This is a genomic window from Arenibacter sp. F26102, from assembly GCF_023015865.1.
In the GTDB taxonomy this organism is placed as follows: Bacteria; Bacteroidota; Bacteroidia; order Flavobacteriales; family Flavobacteriaceae; genus Arenibacter.
In genome coordinates this window covers 58,916-78,402 of sequence record NZ_JALKBC010000017.1, presented here as the reverse complement: position 1 = coordinate 78,402, position 19,487 = coordinate 58,916, and the positions used below count along the sequence as shown (strand labels likewise).

General features: G+C 38.8%; 19 protein-coding genes. 4 read left to right on the top strand and 15 right to left on the bottom strand.

The features are described 5' to 3' along the window. The 11 genes from MWU78_RS19435 to mraZ all read right to left on the bottom strand — a co-directional run bounded on the left by MWU78_RS19435 (position 1) and on the right by mraZ (position 12,201). On the bottom strand, positions 1–720 hold the full coding sequence (locus tag MWU78_RS19435; protein ID WP_247000929.1) for a cell division protein FtsQ/DivIB: 720 nt from the start codon (positions 718–720) through the stop codon (positions 1–3). Between the two features lie 11 nt (positions 721–731). Beyond that, on the bottom strand, positions 732–2,093 hold the full coding sequence (gene murC, locus MWU78_RS19430) for a UDP-N-acetylmuramate--L-alanine ligase (RefSeq protein WP_247000928.1): 1,362 nt from the start codon (positions 2,091–2,093) through the stop codon (positions 732–734). 10 nt (positions 2,094–2,103) lie between these two features. After that, entirely contained in the window at positions 2,104–3,192 is a 1,089-nt protein-coding gene (gene murG, locus MWU78_RS19425) for an undecaprenyldiphospho-muramoylpentapeptide beta-N-acetylglucosaminyltransferase (RefSeq protein WP_247000927.1), read from the bottom strand. Further along, entirely contained in the window at positions 3,179–4,351 is a 1,173-nt protein-coding gene (locus MWU78_RS19420; protein WP_247000926.1) for an FtsW/RodA/SpoVE family cell cycle protein, read from the bottom strand. The genes murG and MWU78_RS19420 overlap by 14 nt, the downstream gene beginning before the upstream one ends. Positions 4,352–4,375: 24 nt before the next feature. Further along, a complete protein-coding gene (murD, locus tag MWU78_RS19415; RefSeq protein ID WP_247000925.1) occupies positions 4,376–5,710 on the bottom strand; it encodes a UDP-N-acetylmuramoyl-L-alanine--D-glutamate ligase in 1,335 nt (444 codons plus the stop codon). A 1-nt stretch (position 5,711) separates the two neighbouring features. Beyond that, positions 5,712–6,935, bottom strand: a complete 1,224-nt coding sequence (gene mraY, locus MWU78_RS19410) for a phospho-N-acetylmuramoyl-pentapeptide-transferase (protein ID WP_247000924.1) — start codon at positions 6,933–6,935, stop codon at positions 5,712–5,714. A gap of 50 nt (positions 6,936–6,985) precedes the next feature. After that, the gene (locus MWU78_RS19405) at positions 6,986–8,449 is read right to left on the bottom strand and encodes a UDP-N-acetylmuramoyl-L-alanyl-D-glutamate--2,6-diaminopimelate ligase (RefSeq protein WP_247000922.1); all 1,464 of its coding nucleotides are present in this window, start codon (positions 8,447–8,449) and stop codon (positions 6,986–6,988) included. Further along, positions 8,446–10,452, bottom strand: a complete 2,007-nt coding sequence (locus tag MWU78_RS19400; protein WP_247000920.1) for a penicillin-binding protein — start codon at positions 10,450–10,452, stop codon at positions 8,446–8,448. The genes MWU78_RS19405 and MWU78_RS19400 overlap by 4 nt, the downstream gene beginning before the upstream one ends. Beyond that, the gene (locus MWU78_RS19395; protein WP_247000918.1) at positions 10,452–10,775 is read right to left on the bottom strand and encodes an FtsL-like putative cell division protein; all 324 of its coding nucleotides are present in this window, start codon (positions 10,773–10,775) and stop codon (positions 10,452–10,454) included. Before MWU78_RS19395 ends, MWU78_RS19400 begins: the two co-directional genes overlap by 1 nt. Positions 10,776–10,853: 78 nt before the next feature. Further along, positions 10,854–11,750 (bottom strand): 16S rRNA (cytosine(1402)-N(4))-methyltransferase RsmH, encoded by an 897-nt coding sequence (gene rsmH, locus MWU78_RS19390; protein WP_247000989.1) that lies wholly within the window; start codon positions 11,748–11,750, stop codon positions 10,854–10,856. Then, entirely contained in the window at positions 11,737–12,201 is a 465-nt protein-coding gene (gene mraZ / locus MWU78_RS19385; protein ID WP_247000916.1) for a division/cell wall cluster transcriptional repressor MraZ, read from the bottom strand. Before mraZ ends, rsmH begins: the two co-directional genes overlap by 14 nt. Positions 12,202–12,466: 265 nt before the next feature. Between mraZ and MWU78_RS19380 the strand changes: the two genes are divergently transcribed. Together MWU78_RS19380 and yihA are read left to right on the top strand one after the other, a co-directional pair. Beyond that, a complete protein-coding gene (locus MWU78_RS19380) occupies positions 12,467–13,231 on the top strand; it encodes an alpha/beta hydrolase (protein WP_247000914.1) in 765 nt (254 codons plus the stop codon). A gap of 38 nt (positions 13,232–13,269) precedes the next feature. Continuing rightward, entirely contained in the window at positions 13,270–13,884 is a 615-nt protein-coding gene (gene yihA / locus MWU78_RS19375) for a ribosome biogenesis GTP-binding protein YihA/YsxC (protein ID WP_247000912.1), read from the top strand. 14 nt (positions 13,885–13,898) lie between these two features. Here the strand turns inward: yihA and MWU78_RS19370 are convergent, their stop codons facing one another. From MWU78_RS19370 to gldB, 3 genes are all read right to left on the bottom strand, one after another. Next, positions 13,899–14,258, bottom strand: a complete 360-nt coding sequence (locus tag MWU78_RS19370; protein ID WP_247000903.1) for a GTPase — start codon at positions 14,256–14,258, stop codon at positions 13,899–13,901. 138 nt (positions 14,259–14,396) lie between these two features. Beyond that, entirely contained in the window at positions 14,397–14,732 is a 336-nt protein-coding gene (gene gldC, locus MWU78_RS19365) for a gliding motility protein GldC (protein WP_187581785.1), read from the bottom strand. Positions 14,733–14,759: 27 nt separating this feature from the next. Beyond that, positions 14,760–15,725, bottom strand: coding sequence for a gliding motility lipoprotein GldB (gene gldB, locus MWU78_RS19360; protein ID WP_247000901.1), 966 nt, complete (start codon positions 15,723–15,725; stop codon positions 14,760–14,762). Between the two features lie 93 nt (positions 15,726–15,818). Here gldB and nadE point away from each other — a divergent pair, with 93 nt between their 5' ends. Further along, positions 15,819–16,607, top strand: a complete 789-nt coding sequence (nadE, locus tag MWU78_RS19355; protein ID WP_247000899.1) for an NAD(+) synthase — start codon at positions 15,819–15,821, stop codon at positions 16,605–16,607. A gap of 168 nt (positions 16,608–16,775) precedes the next feature. Beyond that, the gene (locus MWU78_RS19350; protein ID WP_187581788.1) at positions 16,776–17,405 is read left to right on the top strand and encodes a response regulator transcription factor; all 630 of its coding nucleotides are present in this window, start codon (positions 16,776–16,778) and stop codon (positions 17,403–17,405) included. Between the two features lie 93 nt (positions 17,406–17,498). Here MWU78_RS19350 and dnaG read toward each other — a convergent pair whose 3' ends face one another. Next, entirely contained in the window at positions 17,499–19,478 is a 1,980-nt protein-coding gene (gene dnaG, locus MWU78_RS19345; RefSeq protein ID WP_247000897.1) for a DNA primase, read from the bottom strand. Positions 19,479–19,487 lie beyond the last annotated feature (9 nt).

Genomic DNA, 19,487 nt, shown 5'->3' with positions numbered 1-19,487 from the left:
TTAAATTTTGGTGCACACTACCTGGTTATTAAATTCCAAACTCACCCTGTTATAATCGTTCAACGTTTTGTCTTTGTTCGCCTTGGTATAGAACGCCTTGAAATTGCTGAACTTTTTCTCCAATTCTTTCACATCTCCTAGATCCACAACAAAATTCTCCATTCTAAATTTCAACTGATACTTTTCCTCATCGGCAATATGAACGCCTATTACATTCTTTCTTAAGAATTCATCAGAATTTATATAGGTCAAAATTTCGTACACTCCTTTAGTACTTTTTTCGGTTATTATCCCCGTAATTATTGGCACTCGCGCAGAATGGTATCTAGAAAATGGCATGCGTCTCCCATCCTCATCAATATAAAACTTTGCTACTCCCTCAACTCTTCCGATTGGTTTACGCTGTATAACTTTAGCCATTAGGTCCCCGTTCACCGTAAGGTAAACTTGGGCATTTTTTACCATTTCATTAGCTTCGATAGCTTTTTCTATAGTATTCAAAACTATATCTTCTTTAGGCAGGTTTTTAAGGTCCCCGGAATTTTGTATTAACAATTTATTAACCGTCTCTTGGGTCATATATAGATTCTGATCTCCGACAAACTTAATTTCAATATTATCGATCTTTTTATGCTTGTTCCTAATGTTGGAAAATGCATAAAGACCTGTAACAACAAGTAGTAAGGCCCCGAATTTTATGAAATTCCAATTAATTTTCATTTCTTCTAATTTTATAGTCTATTATCTACTAAATCTAATTCCTTTTTTATTTTTGGAACTTCCAATCCAATATCTCCCGCACCCAATGTTATTAAAACATCCGGTTTTTGGGCTATTATTTCAGAAATCAACTCTGACTTCGTAATTAATTTTTTCGTTGGACTTGTAACTTTATCCAACAACCATTGAGAGGTAACACCTTCAATTGGCTTTTCCCTGGCAGGATATATATCCAACAACAACAAACTATTAAAATTGGACAGGCTACGTGCAAAATCATCCACAAAATCCCTCGTTCTAGAAAATAAGTGTGGCTGAAAAACCGCCAACACCGTCTTGCCCGGATGCATTTCCGAAACAGCTTGAAACGCTGCATCTATTTCCGTAGGATGATGTGCGTAATCATCTATAAAAACAAAATCGGCCCTTTTAATCTGATATGAAAAACGCCTTTGAACTCCCTTAAACGTTGCCAATGCATTGGCTAGGCCCTGTGGGGACGAACCAGCTTCGATTGCCATCGCGTAGGCTACCAAACCATTGAGCAGGTTATGCCTACCGGGTTTGTTAAAACGAACCGCTTTTAGTTTAGCTCCTGGTGATTCCAGATCAAAAACATAGCTGCCCTGTTCTATTTTAATATTTCTAATACAATAATCGGAACCATCCTCAATGCCATATGTGGTTCCCTCCAATGGCAAACCATTACGCACAAATAGTTTACCGTTCGGCTTAATACGCTTTACAAAATCGGCAAACGACTTTTGAAGCTCTTCACTATTGCCATATATATCCAAATGATCTGCATCCATTGAAGTTATACAGGCCACATTAGGTGACAACTGAAGAAAGGAACGATCAAATTCATCGGCCTCCACTACCGAGTACTCCGAACCTTCCAATAAAAAATTACTATTAAAATCCTCTGATATTCCTCCCAGAAATGCAGTAATTGGCGTCCCTGTTTCTTTTAATAAATGTGCTAGGATACAAGAGGTAGTTGTTTTGCCGTGGGTACCTGCAACTGCAAAACAGAAGGTATCCTTTGTAATCAACCCCAGAACTTCGGATCGCTTTTTAACCTGAAACCCGTTCCCAATGAAATAATTATATTCCATATGGTCATTGGGCACAGCAGGAGTAAAAACTATTAACGTATTATCAGGGTCTAAATAGATTTTAGGCACCAATTCCAAATCATCATCGTAGTGTACATCTATACCCAATTCTACCATATCCTTTGTAAGCGGAGTTTCAGTCTTATCATAGCCGGCAACATTTTTGCCCACAAATTTAAAATACCGCGCAAGGGCAGACATACCAATACCTCCAATACCTATAAAGTAGACGCTATGTATATCTTTAACACCCATTTTCTAATTATTACACTAATAATTTTTCTATTTCATTTACAATTTCCTTGGTAGCATTCGGCAAGGCCAATTTTTTAATATTGCCACCCAACTTTTCGGCTAAACTATCAGAACTGAGCAAATTGGAAAACGTAGGCTCAAACTTATCATCCAACTCAGCCTCCTTTATCATAATCGCCGCATCCTTTTCAACAAGGGCCTTGGCATTTTTTGTTTGATGGTCCTCCGCCACATTTGGAGAAGGGATAAAAATTACTGGTTTACCTACTATACACAATTCAGAGACCGAACCGGCTCCAGCCCTGGAAATAATAACATCTGCCGCCAAATAGGCCAGGTCCATTCTATTTAAAAACGCCACCACCTTAACATCTTGGCAGTCATATTTTTTATACTCATCATAATAAAGCTTACCGCTTTGCCAAACGATTTGTATCCCTTGAGCTTTAAAAAAGGGCAACTCCTGTTCTATAAGTTTATTTACACGTCTTGCCCCCAAACTTCCACCTAGCACCAACAGCGTGGTTTTACCCGTTTGTAATCCAAAGAAACTCAATGCCTCGGCTTTATTACTTGTCAATGAAACCAGATCGCCTCGGACAGGGTTTCCCGTTTTTACAATTTTATCCTTTGGGAAAAATTTCTCCATACCGTCATAAGCAACACATATTTTGGCAACCTTGTTGGCCAATAATTTATTGGTAATTCCGGCATAGGAATTCTGTTCCTGTAACACGCATGGAATGCCTTTGCCAGAGGCCACCTTTAAAAGGGGACCACTCGCAAAACCGCCAGTACCCACAACCGCATGTGGTTTAAAGTTCCTTACTATGTTTGCCGCTTTTATCAAACTACTTATTACTTTAAAAGGAAACATTAAATTTTTCAAGGTGAGCTTCCTTTGCAGCCCACTAATCCATAAACCTTCTATTTTGTAACCCGCCTGAGGCACCTTTTCCATTTCCATTCTGTCTTTTGCCCCCACGAACAAAAATTCGGCATCAGGATACCTAACTTTCAACTCATTTGCTATTGCAATGGCAGGATATATATGCCCACCTGTTCCCCCTCCTGAAAGTATAAATCTATAACTGTCCACTTAAAACTTCTAAAGGGTTAGTTTCATCAATTTCCTCAGGTTCCGACTGAGCGTGCTTATTACTGGCACTTAAAATTATACCTATGGCCAAGCAGGTCATCCAACTAGAGGTTCCTCCACTACTTATCAAAGGCAAAGTCTGACCAGTAACTGGAAATAGCTCAACGGCTACTGCCATATTTATCAATGCCTGAAACACTATGGGGAGCCCCACTCCCAAAACCAATAATTTTCCAAAAACGGTTCCATTACTATTGGCCACTACCACAATTCTAAAAAGCAAAAGCAAATAAAAGAACATAAGGACAAACCCACCTAGCAGTCCATACTCCTCTACAATAATGGCGTAAATAAAATCTGAGGAACTTTGCGGTAAAAAGTTCTTCATTACACTTTTACCGGCTCCATTGCCTACTATTCCTCCTGTTGCAATAGCTATCTTCGCCTTTTCAATCTGATAATCCGCCTCTGTATCCTCCGGATTGGAAAAGCTTTCTATCCTGCTCATCCAAGTATCTACCCTATTGGGAAATAAATCCGGCACGGCCTTGGCCGTTAATATAAATATGGTTAAACACAATATCCCTGCTCCGACTATACCCAACAAATACTTAAAAGGATAACCACCAATAAAACAAAGTAGTAACACCATGGAAAATATAATACCAGCGGTAGAAAAATTGGCAGGAAGTATTAACACTATCACCAAAAAAACCGGCAACCATAATGGCAGAATACTCTCTTTAAAGGTTATGGTCTTATCCTTTATTTTTGTTAAATACCTAGCCACGTAGATCATCAATACTACAGCTGCCAAATTGGAGGTTTGAAAGGTAAACCCAACAATTGGAATGCGTATCCATCTACTGGCGTTGGCCCCATCTATTACCTGCCCCTGAGCTAAGGTATACAGCAACAAAAGCAATACCACCGGCATTGCAATCAAGGACAATCCTTTAAAAAAATGGGTAGGAATACGGTGTACCCCATAAATAATACCAAACCCCATAAGCAGAAGTATGGCATGCTTTACCAAATAACCTATAGTAGTTCCGTTGCCTACAACGTAGACCAAGTTACTACTGGCACTATAAACAGGTAAAAATGAAAATAGGGCCAAAAGGGCTACAACTGCCCAAATAGCTTTATCTCCATTCATTTTGTTTAAAAATCCCAACACAGATTATAATTTTTTAATTGCTGCTTTAAACTGATTTCCCCTATCCTCATAATTCTTGAACAAGTCAAAACTGGCACATGCCGGTGAGAGCAAAACCGTATCTCCCCGTTCTGCTATCTTATAAGCCACCTTAACGGCCTCATCCATGGCAAATGTTTCAACAACCAAATCCACAACATTCCCAAAAGCATCCTTGATTTTTGAATTATCCATACCCAAACAAATAATTGCCTTTACTTTTTCACGTACCAAAGGCATTAGTTCCTTATAATCATTTCCCTTGTCCACTCCCCCTACAATCCAAACCGTCGGCGTTTTCATACTATCCAATGCGTAATAAGTAGCATTCACATTGGTAGCTTTGGAATCGTTTATGTATTGTACATGATGAATCTTCAATACCTTTTCCAGCCTATGTTCGGCCCCTTGAAAATTCTCTATACTTCTGCGTATAGTTTCTTTTCTAATACTAATTAATTTAGCCGCTGTAGTAGCCGCCATAGTATTCTTTAAATTATGTTTTCCCTCCAAAGCCAAAGCATCTGTACCCATCTCTATAGTGTTATTATGTGTCTTAATTATTATTTTATCATTCTCTAAATACGCCCCTTCATCCAATTTCTTATTGATCGAAAAAGGCAATAATTTTGATTGAACCGGGTTGTTCTTCAACCAGTGGACTATTACTTCATCATCGGCATCATATATTAAATAATCTTCCTTTGTCTGGTTTTTTGCAATTCTAAACTTGGATGCTATATAGTTTTCAAAATTGTATCCATATCTATCCAGGTGATCTGGAGTGATATTGGTAAGGATGGCTATATGTGGCTTAAAGTCCACTATTCCATCCAATTGAAAACTACTTATTTCCAATACATAGAAATCAAAATCCTTTTCCGCAACCATTTTGGCATAGCTATCACCTATATTCCCCGCCATACCAACATTCAGTCCAGCTGCCTTTAAAATATGGTTTGTAAGCATGGTGGTGGTAGTCTTTCCATTACTACCTGTAATCCCAATAATGGTCGCCTTTGTATACCTCGATGCAAACTCGATTTCCGAAATAACCGGAACTCCTTTCGTCTTAAGCAAGAGTATCAATGGAACCGTATCGGGGATACCAGGACTTTTCATAACCAAATCCGCATTTAAAATCTTGCCCTCGGTATGTTGCTCTTCTTCCCAATCAATCTCAAAATGTTCAAGAACTTTTCTATATTCCTCTTTAACTGCCCCCTTATCGGAGACAAAAACTTCAAAACCTTCCTTTTTACCCAAAATAGCTGTTCCAACACCACTTTCTCCTCCTCCCAAAACAACTAACCGCTTCATTTTATCGCACCTTTAACGTTACTATGGTAATTACTGCCAATAGGATTCCAACAACCCAAAATCTGGTTACAATTTTACTTTCGTGGTATCCCTTTTTCTGATAATGATGATGTAATGGCGCCATTAGAAATATCCTTTTACCTTCCCCAAATCTCTTCTTGGTATATTTAAAATAACCCACCTGCAGCATTACTGAAATGGACTCTGCAAAGAAAATTCCACATAAAACAGGGATTAATAATTCCTTTCGGATAATGATGGCTATCACGGCAATTATCCCACCAATGGTCAGACTTCCAGTATCTCCCATAAAGACCGTTGCAGGATATGCATTGTACCATAAAAATCCGACCAAGGCACCCACAAAGGCCGCAATAAACACCACCAATTCACCCACTCTAGGTATGAACATGATATCCAAATAATCCGAGAAAATTATATTACCGGAAACCAGTGTAAAGATGCCGAGTGTAAATACGATTATCGCTGAAGTCCCGGCGGCCAATCCATCTATTCCATCGGTAAGATTAGCACCGTTGGAAACGGCCGTGACAATAATTATAATAATGGGAATAAACACCAACCATGCATATTCCTCCATCCCATCACCCATCCAAGAAATAAAGCGGGAGTAATCCAACTCGTTATTTTTTATAAACGGCAAGGTGGTCATGGTAGATTTAATTTCCTCGCCCGGCACTTGCTTAACGGTATAATTCTGGGTAATCTCTGTCCTGGAATGCTCCTTCACTGTCACTTCTGGGTGGAAATACAAAGTTGCCCCCACCATTAGACCCAAAACTACTTGGCCCAAAACCTTAAACCTTCCTTTTAAGCCCTCTTTATCCTTTTTGAATATTTTGATATAATCATCCACAAAGCCAATAATCCCCATCCAAATTGTGGTCACGATCAGAAGGATTACATAAATATTGTCCAAGAAACGGGCAAATAGCAATACCGGAATCAATGTGGACATAATAATGATAAGTCCTCCCATGGTAGGCGTACCCGATTTCTGTTTTTGACCCTCTAAACCCAAGTCCCTAACAGTTTCCCCTATTTGTTTATGTCGTAAAAAGTTAATGATCCTTTTCCCATAGACAGTAGCCAAAATAAGCGAAAACATTACCGCCATAGCCGCCCTAAACGTAATAAATTGGAAAAGCCCCGCCCCTGGCAGTTGATAATGTTTTTCCAAATATTCGAACAAATAGTATAGCATTCCTGGGTTATTGTTTTTTAATATTTACATTCATTTAGTTGACCTAAATTCTACTTCTTTAAACTTGTCAACAACTCTTTAACCATTTTAAAATCATCAAAATCTTCGCGGACACCATTGGTTTCCTGATAGGTTTCATGGCCTTTGCCAGCGATTAAAATAATATCCTTGGCCGCAGCCAATTGACATGCCGTTTTAATGGCCTGCTTACGATTCACAATTGATAGTGTCTTGTTTGCATTTTGAGGTTCTACACCTGCTTCCATTTCCTCGATAATAACGGTAGGTGATTCCGATCTGGGGTTATCTGAGGTAAAAATGACTTTATTGCTTAATGATGATGCGATATGACCCATAACCGGACGCTTAGACTTATCTCTGTCACCACCACACCCCACGACGGTGATGACATTTTCATTTCCAGTCCTCAATGTACCGATAGTATCAAGTACATTTTTCAAGGCATCCGGTGTATGGGCATAATCAACAATAGCTGTAATTCTTTCTTTTGAAATATAATATTGAAACCTTCCCTCCACATTTTCCAATTCACTTAGAAGACGTAGAATTTCCAATTTTTCCAATCCTAATAAATCTGCTGTGGCATATATGGCCAACATGTTATAGGCATTAAAATCCCCTATCAATTTGGACCAGACCTCATTGTCATCGATCTTTAACAATTGACCATTGAACTGATTTTCCAATATTTGAGCCCTGTAATTAGCATAGGACCTTAAAGCATAGGTATACTTTCTCGCCACAGTATTCTGCAACATGACCAAACCGTTCTTATCGTCTATATTGGTAAGTGCGAATGCTTTTTTCGACAACCTATCGAACAACACTTTCTTGGTGTCCCTATATTCTGCAAAAGTCTTATGATAATCCAAATGATCATGAGAAAGATTGGTAAAAATAGCGCCTTCGAACACCAAACCTTCCGTTCTCTTTTGATGGATACCATGAGAACTCACCTCCATAAAGCAATACTCAACACCTACATCATTCATCAACTGCAAATATTTGTTTATTGTAAGCGCATCCGGAGTAGTATGTGTAGTGGCATATTCCTTATTATCTACCATTATCCTTATAGTGGATATTAGGCCTACTTTAAAACCAGCTTTCTTAAACAATTGATATAATAAACTGCTAATAGTAGTCTTACCGTTGGTACCAGTAACCCCCACCAGTCTTAAATTTTTGGAAGGATTACCATAAAAGTTGGATGCCATTATAGCCAACGCCTTGTTGCCATTATCCACCTCCACATATGTTATTTCATTGACCAATTGCTTTGGCAGCTCTTCGCATACAATGGATTTGGCACCCGAAGCAATAGCCTTATCAATGAACTGATGACCGTCGGCAACAACTCCTTTTATGGCCACAAAAACATCATCCATTCCAACCTTTCTGGAATCGAAACAAATATTGTTCACCATAATGGAAGTAGAACCACTTACCGCAGAAAGGCTAACACCGTACAATATGTCCTTTAGTGTCATCATGATAGTTCCAGTACTATTTTGTTAACCTTTTTCAGATCGGTTCCTTTGGCAATAGATTGCTTTTTGACCTTTCCATTTCCCTTCACCTCAACTTCTATCCCTAAATTCTCAAGAATAGAAACCGCATCCATACCGCTCATACCCTCTACATTGGGTACCTCATTATATTTTTTATTGGAAGCGGCAAAATACCTTTGAAACTCCTCGTCCAAGTTCTTTGTCTCGGCATCATGAACATCAACTTCGTCCACCAACGGCGAGCTAGCATAAATTTTTTGTGCTACAGATTTAAAAACAGGACCAGAAACATCCGCTCCATAGTAACCAACACTTTTATCCGGCTCATGAATTACCACGATACAAGAATATTTGGGGTCATCTGCAGGAAAGTAACCAGCGAAAGTGGAGATGTATTTCATCACCTCAGGATCTTTGGAAACATAATTTTTCTGTGTGGTTCCGGTCTTTCCCGCCATAGAAAAATTAGGCGAATAAAGTCCATGTCCGGTTCCGTGCTTTTTCTCTACCACATTTTTAAGCAATTGCTGCACTTTATGCGCTGTTTCCTTAGAGCAGATAGACGGATTAATGACCTCCTTTTCAAATTTAAGAATAGTCTTATCCCACTCTTTTACCTCTTTTATAAGTCTTGGCTTTAACATCTCGCCATCATTGGCGATGGCATTATAAAATGTTAAGGTCTGCAAAGGGGTTAATGAAACTTCATAACCATGGGACATCCATGCCAAGGAAACTCCTGACCAACCCTTATCCCCAGGATAGCGAATTACAGGGGTTCCCTCACCTTTTACCGGCAACCCCAATTCCCTATGCAGGTTCATATTCATTAGGCGGTTTACAAATTTTTCCGGATTTTCCTTATAATTATTATTGATGATTTTAGCAAAAGCAGTATTGGAAGAGACCTCAAATGCCTTAGCCGCCGTTATCTTACCGTAACCTCCATGTTTAGAATCCCTAACAGTCCTGTTATAGACCTTATAATTGCCTTTTTCTGTATCTATAACCGTATTGGTATCAATTACTTTATCCTCCAAGGCCACGACCATGGACATTAGCTTAAAAGTAGATCCAGGCTCGTGCGACTCCCCAATGGCATAATTTAATCGCTCGTAATATTTACCATCTGTAGTTCTACCCAAGTTGGAAATAGCTTTAATCTCCCCGGTCTCGGTTTCCATTACAATTACACAACCGTGTTCCGCATTATATTTTTCCAATTGCCCCAATAAAGCATGATGGGCAATATCCTGTATGTTGATATCGATGGTGGAAACAACATCATAGCCATCTTGGGGCTCAACAATGTTATCCCAACCAATAGGCTTCCACTGGCCTTTGGCAATCTTTTGTTTTAACCTTTTACCTTCTATCCCTCTTAAATACTCACCAAAGGCACCTTCAAGACCAACCCTGGTATAATATCCATTCTCATCTACCCTTTCATACCCCACACTTCTCTCCGCAATTTTACCCAAGGGATGCTCACGAACAATTTTTTGCTCAATAATCAAACCTCCTTTATACGGACCTTTATTAAAGAGTGGAAATTGTTTTACAGCTATATAATCCGAATAGTCCAAATTCCTAGCGACCAAAGCATATCTGTTCTTATTTGCTTTCGCCTTTCTTAGTAATTGCTGATAATGTGATGTGGTTTTACCGAACAATTTTGCCAATGCATCCGACAAGGGCTTTACATTCTCCTCAAAATCTTTCTTTCCTACAGTTTCAGCATCAAAACGTATGGTATATCGTGAAACCGAAGTAGCCAGCAAACTGCCGTCATCAGAATAAAGATTACCTCTTTTGGGAGCAATGGTGAACATTTTCTCGGTACGATCCATGGCAAGTTTTCGATACTTATCCCCTTCCACCATCTGAATACTCACCAATTTAACCAAAACAGCCATTGCGAACAGGAATAGCAATCCCGCCACAATATATAATCTGGTCAATATGTTTTTTTCTGTTACCGGCACTAATCTTCTGTTTCTGTTTTAACTTTAATTTTTTTTGGGGGAGTCTCCGAAGGAAACAAAGCATCCCGCTCCAACATCCTTAACACAGTGGATTCCAACTTTAGATGCTGCATATCCGAACGAACATCCACAAACTCACTTCTCAGCTCCTTAACCTGCTCATCCAAAGCAGCAATTTTGTGCACTTTTCCATCAGCACTGTGGGAACTGGCAATCATTACTGTTGCCAAGAAAGAAACATAAATGATAAACATCCAGTTTTTTGGAGCACCTCCGCTTACCAAAAACTTTCCCTTTAATATGTCTAATATTCCTTTTCTCATTGCTTAAAAAATCATTCAACTATACCTTAATAATCACAAACACCTCCAGGGAGGATAATTCGCAATTTTCATTCGTATTTAAACCCGCTCCGCGATCCTTAGCTTAGCGCTTCTGGCTCTATTATTAATTTTTATCTCCTCTTTTGATGGTACCACCAATCCTCCAACTTTTTTTAGGGGAACCTTAATGTTCCCATAAAAATCCTTTTCCGGCTCCCCTTCAAACCGACCTGCCCTTATATACCTTTTAACAAGCCTGTCCTCCAAAGAATGATAACTTATAACACTCAACCTACCCCCCTCATTCAATAGTTCAGGAACCTGCAACAAAAACTCCTTTATCACCTGTATTTCCTGGTTCACCTCTATCCTTATAGCCTGGTATATCTGGGCCAGTATTTTATGCTCCCGATGCTTGGGCAAATATTGACCCAACACCTCCTTCAATTGATCGGTAGTTTTTATTGGATCCTCTTCCCTCCGCTCTATAATGGTTTTTGCCATTGCATTTGCATTTCGCAGGTCTCCATACTGAAATAACACCCTACTCAACTCATCAAACTCATACACATTAACCACGTCAAAAGCCGATACCTGGTTTTTCTTGCTCATTCGCATATCCAAATCAGCATCAAAGCGGGTTGAAAAACCCCTTTCGGCCTGATCAAATTGATGGGAGGATACTCCAAAATCGGCCAATATCCCATCTACTTTCTTCACGCCATAGAACTTCAAAAACTGCTTTATATATCTAAAGTTTTCATTGATCAACTGAAATCGTCCATCATCAATAACATTTTGCAACGCATCCTCATCCTGATCAAATGCCAAGAGCCTTCCATCATCCCCAAGCCTTTTCAATATCTCCCTAGAATGTCCGCCACCCCCAAAAGTCACATCAACATAAACACCATTAGGCTTTATATTCAATCCATCAACGGATTCTTTCAACAATACTGGATTATGATATATCATCATCGTCGTCTCCCATTACTTCTTCTGCCAGACTCGCAAAGTCCTCGGCCGTTTCCTCCAATACTTTTTCGTAACTATCCTTATCCCAGATTTCAACAATGTTGATTGCCGAACTCAAGACCACTTCTTTAGCAATTCCCGCCACATCCACCAAATTTTTTGGAATCAACAACCTACCCGTAGCATCAATTTCAACTACCTTTACTCCTGCAGAAAATCTTCTTATGAAATCGTTGTTCTTTTTCTTAAATCGATTCTTCTTGTTCATTTTCTGCATCAGCAAATTCCACTCCGCCATGGGATACAGTTCTAAACAAGGTTGAAAAACCGAACGCTTTACGACAAAACCATCATTGATTACGGGTGACATCTGATTTTTAAGCGCCACAGGAAGCATTACCCTTCCCTTAGAATCGGCCTTACAATCATATGTTCCAATGAAACTTATCACTTAAAGTAGCTGGTTTTTAATTTAATAACTCAAATATATAGAAATTATTACCACAATTTACCACAAAATACCACTTTGTTAATAAAATGCATACTTTATCGACAAACGACACCCAAAATGCCCCTCAAAAAATTCTTTGGGACTATCCCCTAAAAATTCTTTCAACAAAAAAAATGTCATTGTCCATTGCCTTTCCAAAAACTTGGCTATACTTGTATAACAATGAAATGCCTATATTTGTCAACTAAGACCAGAAGGATCCTTAATGGAAAAAAAGATAATTAAAGAGGGGAAATACCGCTACATTGAAATGGGTGAAGGAACACCTATTATAATATTGCACGGCCTCATGGGTGGATTGAGCAATTTCCACGGGGTTATGAATCATTTCCCCCCCAAGGGCTACAAGGTATTGGTACCCGAACTTCCGATTTACGATATGCCATTGCTCAAGACCAACGTAAAGAGCTTTGCCAAATTTTTGGAGCGGTTTATAGAACACAAAGAACTAAAAGACGTAATTCTTTTAGGCAATTCTTTGGGCGGACACATTGGACTACTTCACACCAAATTGTACCCAAAAATGGTTAAGGCCCTGGTCATAACAGGTAGTTCTGGCCTATACGAAAGTGCAATGGGAGACGGGTATCCCAAGCGTGGCGATTATGAATTTATAAAGAAAAAGGCACAGGATGTGTTTTATGACCCCGAAATAGCCACCAAAGAAATTGTGGATGAAGTTTTTGCTACAGTTAATGACCGCATAAAATTAGTAAAGACCTTATCCATTGCTAAAAGTGCCATAAGGCACAACATGTCCAAGGATTTACCACATATGTTGACCCCCACTTGCATTATATGGGGCAAAAACGATAGTGTTACCCCACCAAACGTGGCTGAGGAATTTCATTCTCTTCTCCCTGATTCCGATTTATTTTGGATCGATAAATGCGGACATGCACCAATGATGGAGCACCCCCTGGAGTTCAACACTGTCCTTGATGCTTGGTTGGAGAAACGAAATTTGTAACCTGGAGTCAATACTAATAATACTTTAATAGCAAACAAATGAAAATAAAGTCGGCCGACTTTGTCATGAGCAATTCCAACGTAACAAATTGCCCAAAGGACCATTTGCCGGAATATGCCTTTATTGGCCGTTCCAATGTGGGAAAATCATCTTTGATCAATATGCTTACCCAAAGGAAAGGTTTGGCCAAAACATCTGGCCGCCCAGGAAAGACTCAACTCATAAATCATTTTAAAATCAATGAAAATTGGTTTTTGGTAGATTTACCTGGTTATGGGTATGCCCGTGTTTCCAAAAAAGACAAAAAAACCTTTCAGAAATATATTACCGACTACTTTATTGAGCGCCAGCAATTGGTATGTGCCTTTGTTTTGATCGATATTAGGCACGAACCCCAAAAAGTGGATTTGGAATTTTTGGAATGGATGGGGGAAAACCAGATCCCGTTTTGCATGATTTTCACCAAGGCCGACAAATTGAAACCAAAGGCCATAGAAAACCACGTTAGCGCCTATATTAAGGGATTATTGGACGGAGTTTGGGAAGAGGCTCCACTTTATTTTGTGACCTCCTCCACAAACGGAATGGGCCAAGAAGAACTGCTTGGCTATATTGATGAGTTAAATACTAATTTCTTCAAAGAAGCACACTAGGACTTGATTAAAATTCATATTGCGTTTTTTTGTGCAAATTTTTCCTGAACTCCCAATATTAAATCTTCCTGATTCTTCATAGCATTTATCTCTGCTTTTTTAAGAAACCCTGCCAGTTTGCCATTTTTTGAAACAAACACTTTTGGAAAGTCCCGGTTAGAATAATTTTCGTTTGGATATCTTTCCATAAACTCATCCAGATGAAGAAATTCCATTTCTAAATCGAATTGCCGCCTAAATGCTTTCCATTTTTTATTTTCAGAAAAAACACCAAAGGTTATCGCGCATAAATTACAATCGTATGAGCCAGGACTTAAAATTTTGTGAGCACTACCTAACAACGCATTACCTATACCCGATTTGGCATTATACACAAAAACAAGTCGATCTACCCCAGTACCATCCATAACAATATGCTAAAAGTTCCTATTATTAAGTTTGTCGGTAAACAACAACAATACTTAACGGAAGCTCAAAATGCAAGGCAGAGAGAACAAAAATCGCAGAAGTAACTATTTTTTCAACTCAAGTTTTTCGGCAAAATAATCGCAGAAATCTTTCATGGTTGCTGTCATTTTTTCATCTTGTGTTGCCTTCATAAAGGTATCGGACAAGGAAACCAATGTCTGATGAAAGAAAATTTTCATTTCATCAACGGGCATATCTTTGGTCCATAAATCAATCTTCAGAGATTCCTGGTTTTCACTATCCCAAACAGACAATAACATTGCCTTGGCTTTTTCATTATCTATACCGCCATCTTGGGCAGACCACGTTAATTCCTCAGGAACCCTATTTTCATCCAATCCAACCTTTAACGTAATTTCTGATGTATGTAGTTTCGCCATTATTTTATTTTTGATATGTTTGATCTTTTATAGCTTTCTGGGTTTATATCCCGATCTTTTAAACAGCTCTTCTTCCGGCACAGTTAACATTTCCTGTAATGTGATATTATTATTATCCATAAATGCCTTTACTATTTGCCAACCTAAATATCTCCCAATTTTACCTGGTGACTCATTATCAAGTTCCAATTCAAATTTTGAAAAAGGAGCTGGATCTAAAAAACGCGGCCCCAATTTACTATTGGTACTATACAATAATTCGCGCTCAATAAAATACCGCCAAATCTGTTCCTCATTTGCATTGGCCCATTCCAGTTCATCAGGGGCATAGCCCATAGTTACGGCATCGGTATTTTGAGGCATAAGCTTTTCCATTAAATACAGCTCTTTGCCATAGTAAATAAGTTGTGATAAAAAGGTACGGTCCCGAGGTGAGGGCACCACGGTCTTAGCAAACGCACTTGCAATGTCACGTATCATATATTGCTCATCCAAATCATTGGCAATATATTTGGAAATACCTTGATAAAACTTATGGGATGCTCCTAAATAATTATCAAGACCAATAAGAAGTAAGCTATCCGTAAGAATAATTCTATTGTTATAATCCACATCCGAAGTCACTGTAACCACCTTAGGGACTTTATAATTAGGAAAATAATACCTAATATGCTTAAACAAAAGTTCAAGATTTTCCTGTTCCTTATCAAAGCCGGGGAAAGATTTGCCAACTTCATCAAGAACTTCTATCTGCACAGTGTCCTGTAATTTAGCAATCCAGATGCTATCAGAATAATGGACAGGAAAAAGATAAGGGTATTCTTTTTTCAAAAAAGGTATATCCTTAGGCTGTGCTTGGGCAAACTCCCTGTCGAACCTAAAAACCTTTAAATCTACATTTATTTTAGCGACCTCATCGGCCACTTTATCGCTACCCTCACAACTGCAAAAAATAATAATTGGGAGAAAAATGAGGAATATGGCCTTTCGCATGCTAAAGTAATTCGGTTAATGTTTTAATTTTTAATATCTAGGCTTTATTTTTACCGTGCAAAGTTAAGTTTTTAAACCTTATAAATTGTTCAGATGCAGACCGAAAAAGTAATAGACCACATTGTTAACTGGTTGCAGGATTATGCCACCAAAGCAAATATAAAAGGATTTACAATAGGAATTTCGGGAGGCATAGATTCTGCGGTAACCTCAACCTTATGTGCCAAAACTGGCCTACAACTTTTATGTCTGGAAATGCCCATACATCAGGCAGCCAGCCAAGTTACACGCGCATCCAACCATATTAACTGGCTAAAGGCCAATTACCAAAATGTTGACAGACAACTAGTAGACCTTACACCAACTTTCGATAGTTTGGTAAATGCATTACCGGCTGTTGAAAATGAGGAGGATAGATTTATGTCCCTGGCCAACACCCGAGCACGGTTAAGAATGACCACATTATATTACTTTGCCGCATTGAACAAACTACTGGTAGCAGGAACCGGTAATAAGGTAGAAGATTTTGGGGTAGGGTTCTACACCAAATATGGGGATGGCGGTGTAGACCTAAGTCCGATCGCCGATTTGTTAAAAACCGAAGTATATGAAATTGCAAAAGTCTTGGGGATTAACGAAGATATAATAAAGGCAGCTCCTACAGATGGATTATGGGGAGATGACAGAACGGACGAAGATCAAATAGGGGCATCATATCCAGAATTGGAATGGGCCATGCAAATGCAGGATGAAGGTAAAGCGGATACGGATTTTTCTGATAGACAAAAAGAGGTTTTTCAGATATACAATAAATTTAACCGCGCCAACAAACATAAAATGCTCCCAATACCTGTTTGTGAAATTCCAAATTCATTAAAATGAACCTCTCACCTAAGAACCAAGTGATTAAAACGAAAAAATATGCAAAAATTTTTGGTTTTGAATAAAAAAATGAAGCTTTGCTTATCGAATTAGATATTTTAACCCTACATTGCATGTCAGTATTTTAGACATGATTATTGATGTTGAAATCTAGAAAAATAACCTAAAATGATCAAAATTTTAATTGCTGATAATCATCCTATTGTTCGGATGGGCGTACAACAAGTCTTGAACCCTGTTTCAGATATTGAAGTTATAGCCGATGCATCTACTACCACGGAATTATTTAATAAGCTGGAAATTTTCACCCCAGACGTTATTCTTCTGGAAATGGACATTCCTGAAATTAATGGCATTGCAACCCTTAGAAAAATTAAAAAGCAGTACCCAAATATACGGGTGTTGATCTATAGTGGACAATCGGAAGATGTTTATGCATTAAGTACCATAAGAGCTGGAGCTTTTGGCTACCTATCCAAGACTTCAGAGATAGACTACATTATAAGTGCCATTAGAAAAGTTAGCGAAGGCAATATGTTCATTACCAACGAACTGGCACAACGTCTTGCTTTTGATGAAGGAACACAAAAACCAAGAAGGTTCTTTAGAAAACTCTCTACAAGGGAAGTTGAAGTCCTTAAATTGTTGGCCAGTGGAAAACGCAACAAGGAAGTGGCGCAAGGATTGGATTTGAACGAAAAAACGGTTAGTACCTACAAAGCGCGTTTAATGCGTAAATTAAATGTAGACAACCTAGTGGATTTATTACAGCAAGCCAAGGCCTTGGAACTGTATTAAGTTAACCTAGAGCATAGTATAATATCCAAAAAAAAGACCGCATCCCTATTAAAATGGGATGCGGTCTTTTTTTAAGGCCATTTACCTGAATTCCTAAGAAAGAACCCTATTCAGTTTTTTGTTCAGCAGAACGTTAAGCTGAATATAGTTCATTATCTCCTCCAATGCCTCATGATTCCCTTCATTCTTATTTAATGTATCCTCCTGAAGGGAGCCTATCCTTTTCTTTATCAAATAACATCTAAGAGTTAAAATAGTTTCGCTCACCAACTGGGAAATTCCTACTTTTTTATCTTTGGGATATATATCCTTTCGCTCCCATTGATGTAGGGCATATTTCTCTTCCTCCATTAATATAGAAGATATTTCCGACGCCAATTCTTGATTCAAACCGGCAATAAAGGTAGTAATCGAAAAATTTTCCTTCTCATTAAGGTCTTCCATTATTTTATAATAGATATTTCTGAACTGCTCATTGGCCAACTCAATTTCATCATCTTGAAGGTCTAGATAAATTTTTTCGTACACCTTGGCATCCAAGGATTCCGGCTCCAGTTCCAAGTCGCCTTTTTGGTTTTCCTTTAGTACCAAATCCTCAAATTTTTGTTCCAAATCACCATAAAGCAACAACATCTCTATAATCTTACGCTCCAGTTCATATTGCACATCCACCTTCTGCCGTAAAGGTTCGTTCTTAACCACATCAAAGGCCTGTTGTTCCTGTTTTACCTTTTTGTTGGAATCTGCAACATCCTTTTTTCCTATCTGTGCCAAAGTATTGAACAGGACCGCTTCGGAAATATTCATGATCTGAGCGCACTCCTGTATATAGATTTCCTTTTGTATCCGATCTGGAATCTTAGATATACTATTTACAATATCCCTTACCGTGTCCGCTCTTTTAATTGGGTCGTTGGCGGATTCCTCAACCAATAAAGAGGCCTTGAACTGAATAAAGTCCTTCGAATTCTCCTGTAAATAGAGCACCACATCCTCATAATCATTGGTCTTGGAGAAACTATCAGGGTCTTCCCCCTCAGGGAAAGTGCACACCTTTACGTTCATCCCTTGCTCCAGAATAAGGTCTATCCCTCTAAGTGATGCCCGCAATCCGGCCGCATCCCCATCAAATAAAACCGTAATATTCTTTGTAAGCCTATTTATCAATCTTATCTGATCCGAGGTCAACGCCGTTCCACTAGAAGACACTACATTGTGTATACCCCGTTGGTACATCTGGATAACATCTGTATACCCTTCTACCAAATAACAATTGTCTTCCTTGGCAATGGCTTGTTTGGCAAAGTAAATACCATAAAGCACCTTGCTTTTATGGTAAATATCACTTTCTGGAGAATTTAAGTATTTGGCCGCTTTCTTATCATTTGTCAAAATCCGACCTCCAAAGCCCAAAACCCTTCCACTCATACTGTGTATGGGAAACATTACACGACCTTTAAAACGGTCAAAGGTCTTATTCTGTCCGGGATTGGCAGCATCATCCTTTACAATAGTAAGTCCCGTTTTTTCCAAATAGTTTAATTGATACCCCTTGGATAAGGCCGCTTTGGTAAAGCCGTCCCACTGATCCAGGCAATAGCCCAAATCAAACTTTTTAATAGTATCATCTGTAAAACCACGCTCCTTAAAATAACTTAATCCAATAGCCTTTCCCTGTTCCCTTTCCCATAAAACTTCCGAGAAATATTTTTGGGCATATTCAGAAACCAGATACATACTCTCCCTTTCATTGGTCTGCTCCTTTTGTTCATTGCTCTGCTCTGTTTCCTCTATTTCAATATTGTATTTCCTTGCCAAATATTTAATGGCCTCCGGATAGGAAAAATGTTCATGCTCCATTAGGAAGGCCACAACGTTCCCTCCCTTTCCACTACTAAAATCCTTCCATATTTGTTTTACCGGGGAGACCATGAAACTGGGGCTGCGCTCATCGGTAAACGGACTTAAGCCCTTAAAGTTGGAGCCTGATTTCTTTAGTTGCACAAAATCCCCGATCACCTCCTCTAAACGGGCTGTCTCGTATACTTTGTCTATGGTAGATTTTGTAATCAATCTTTAAAT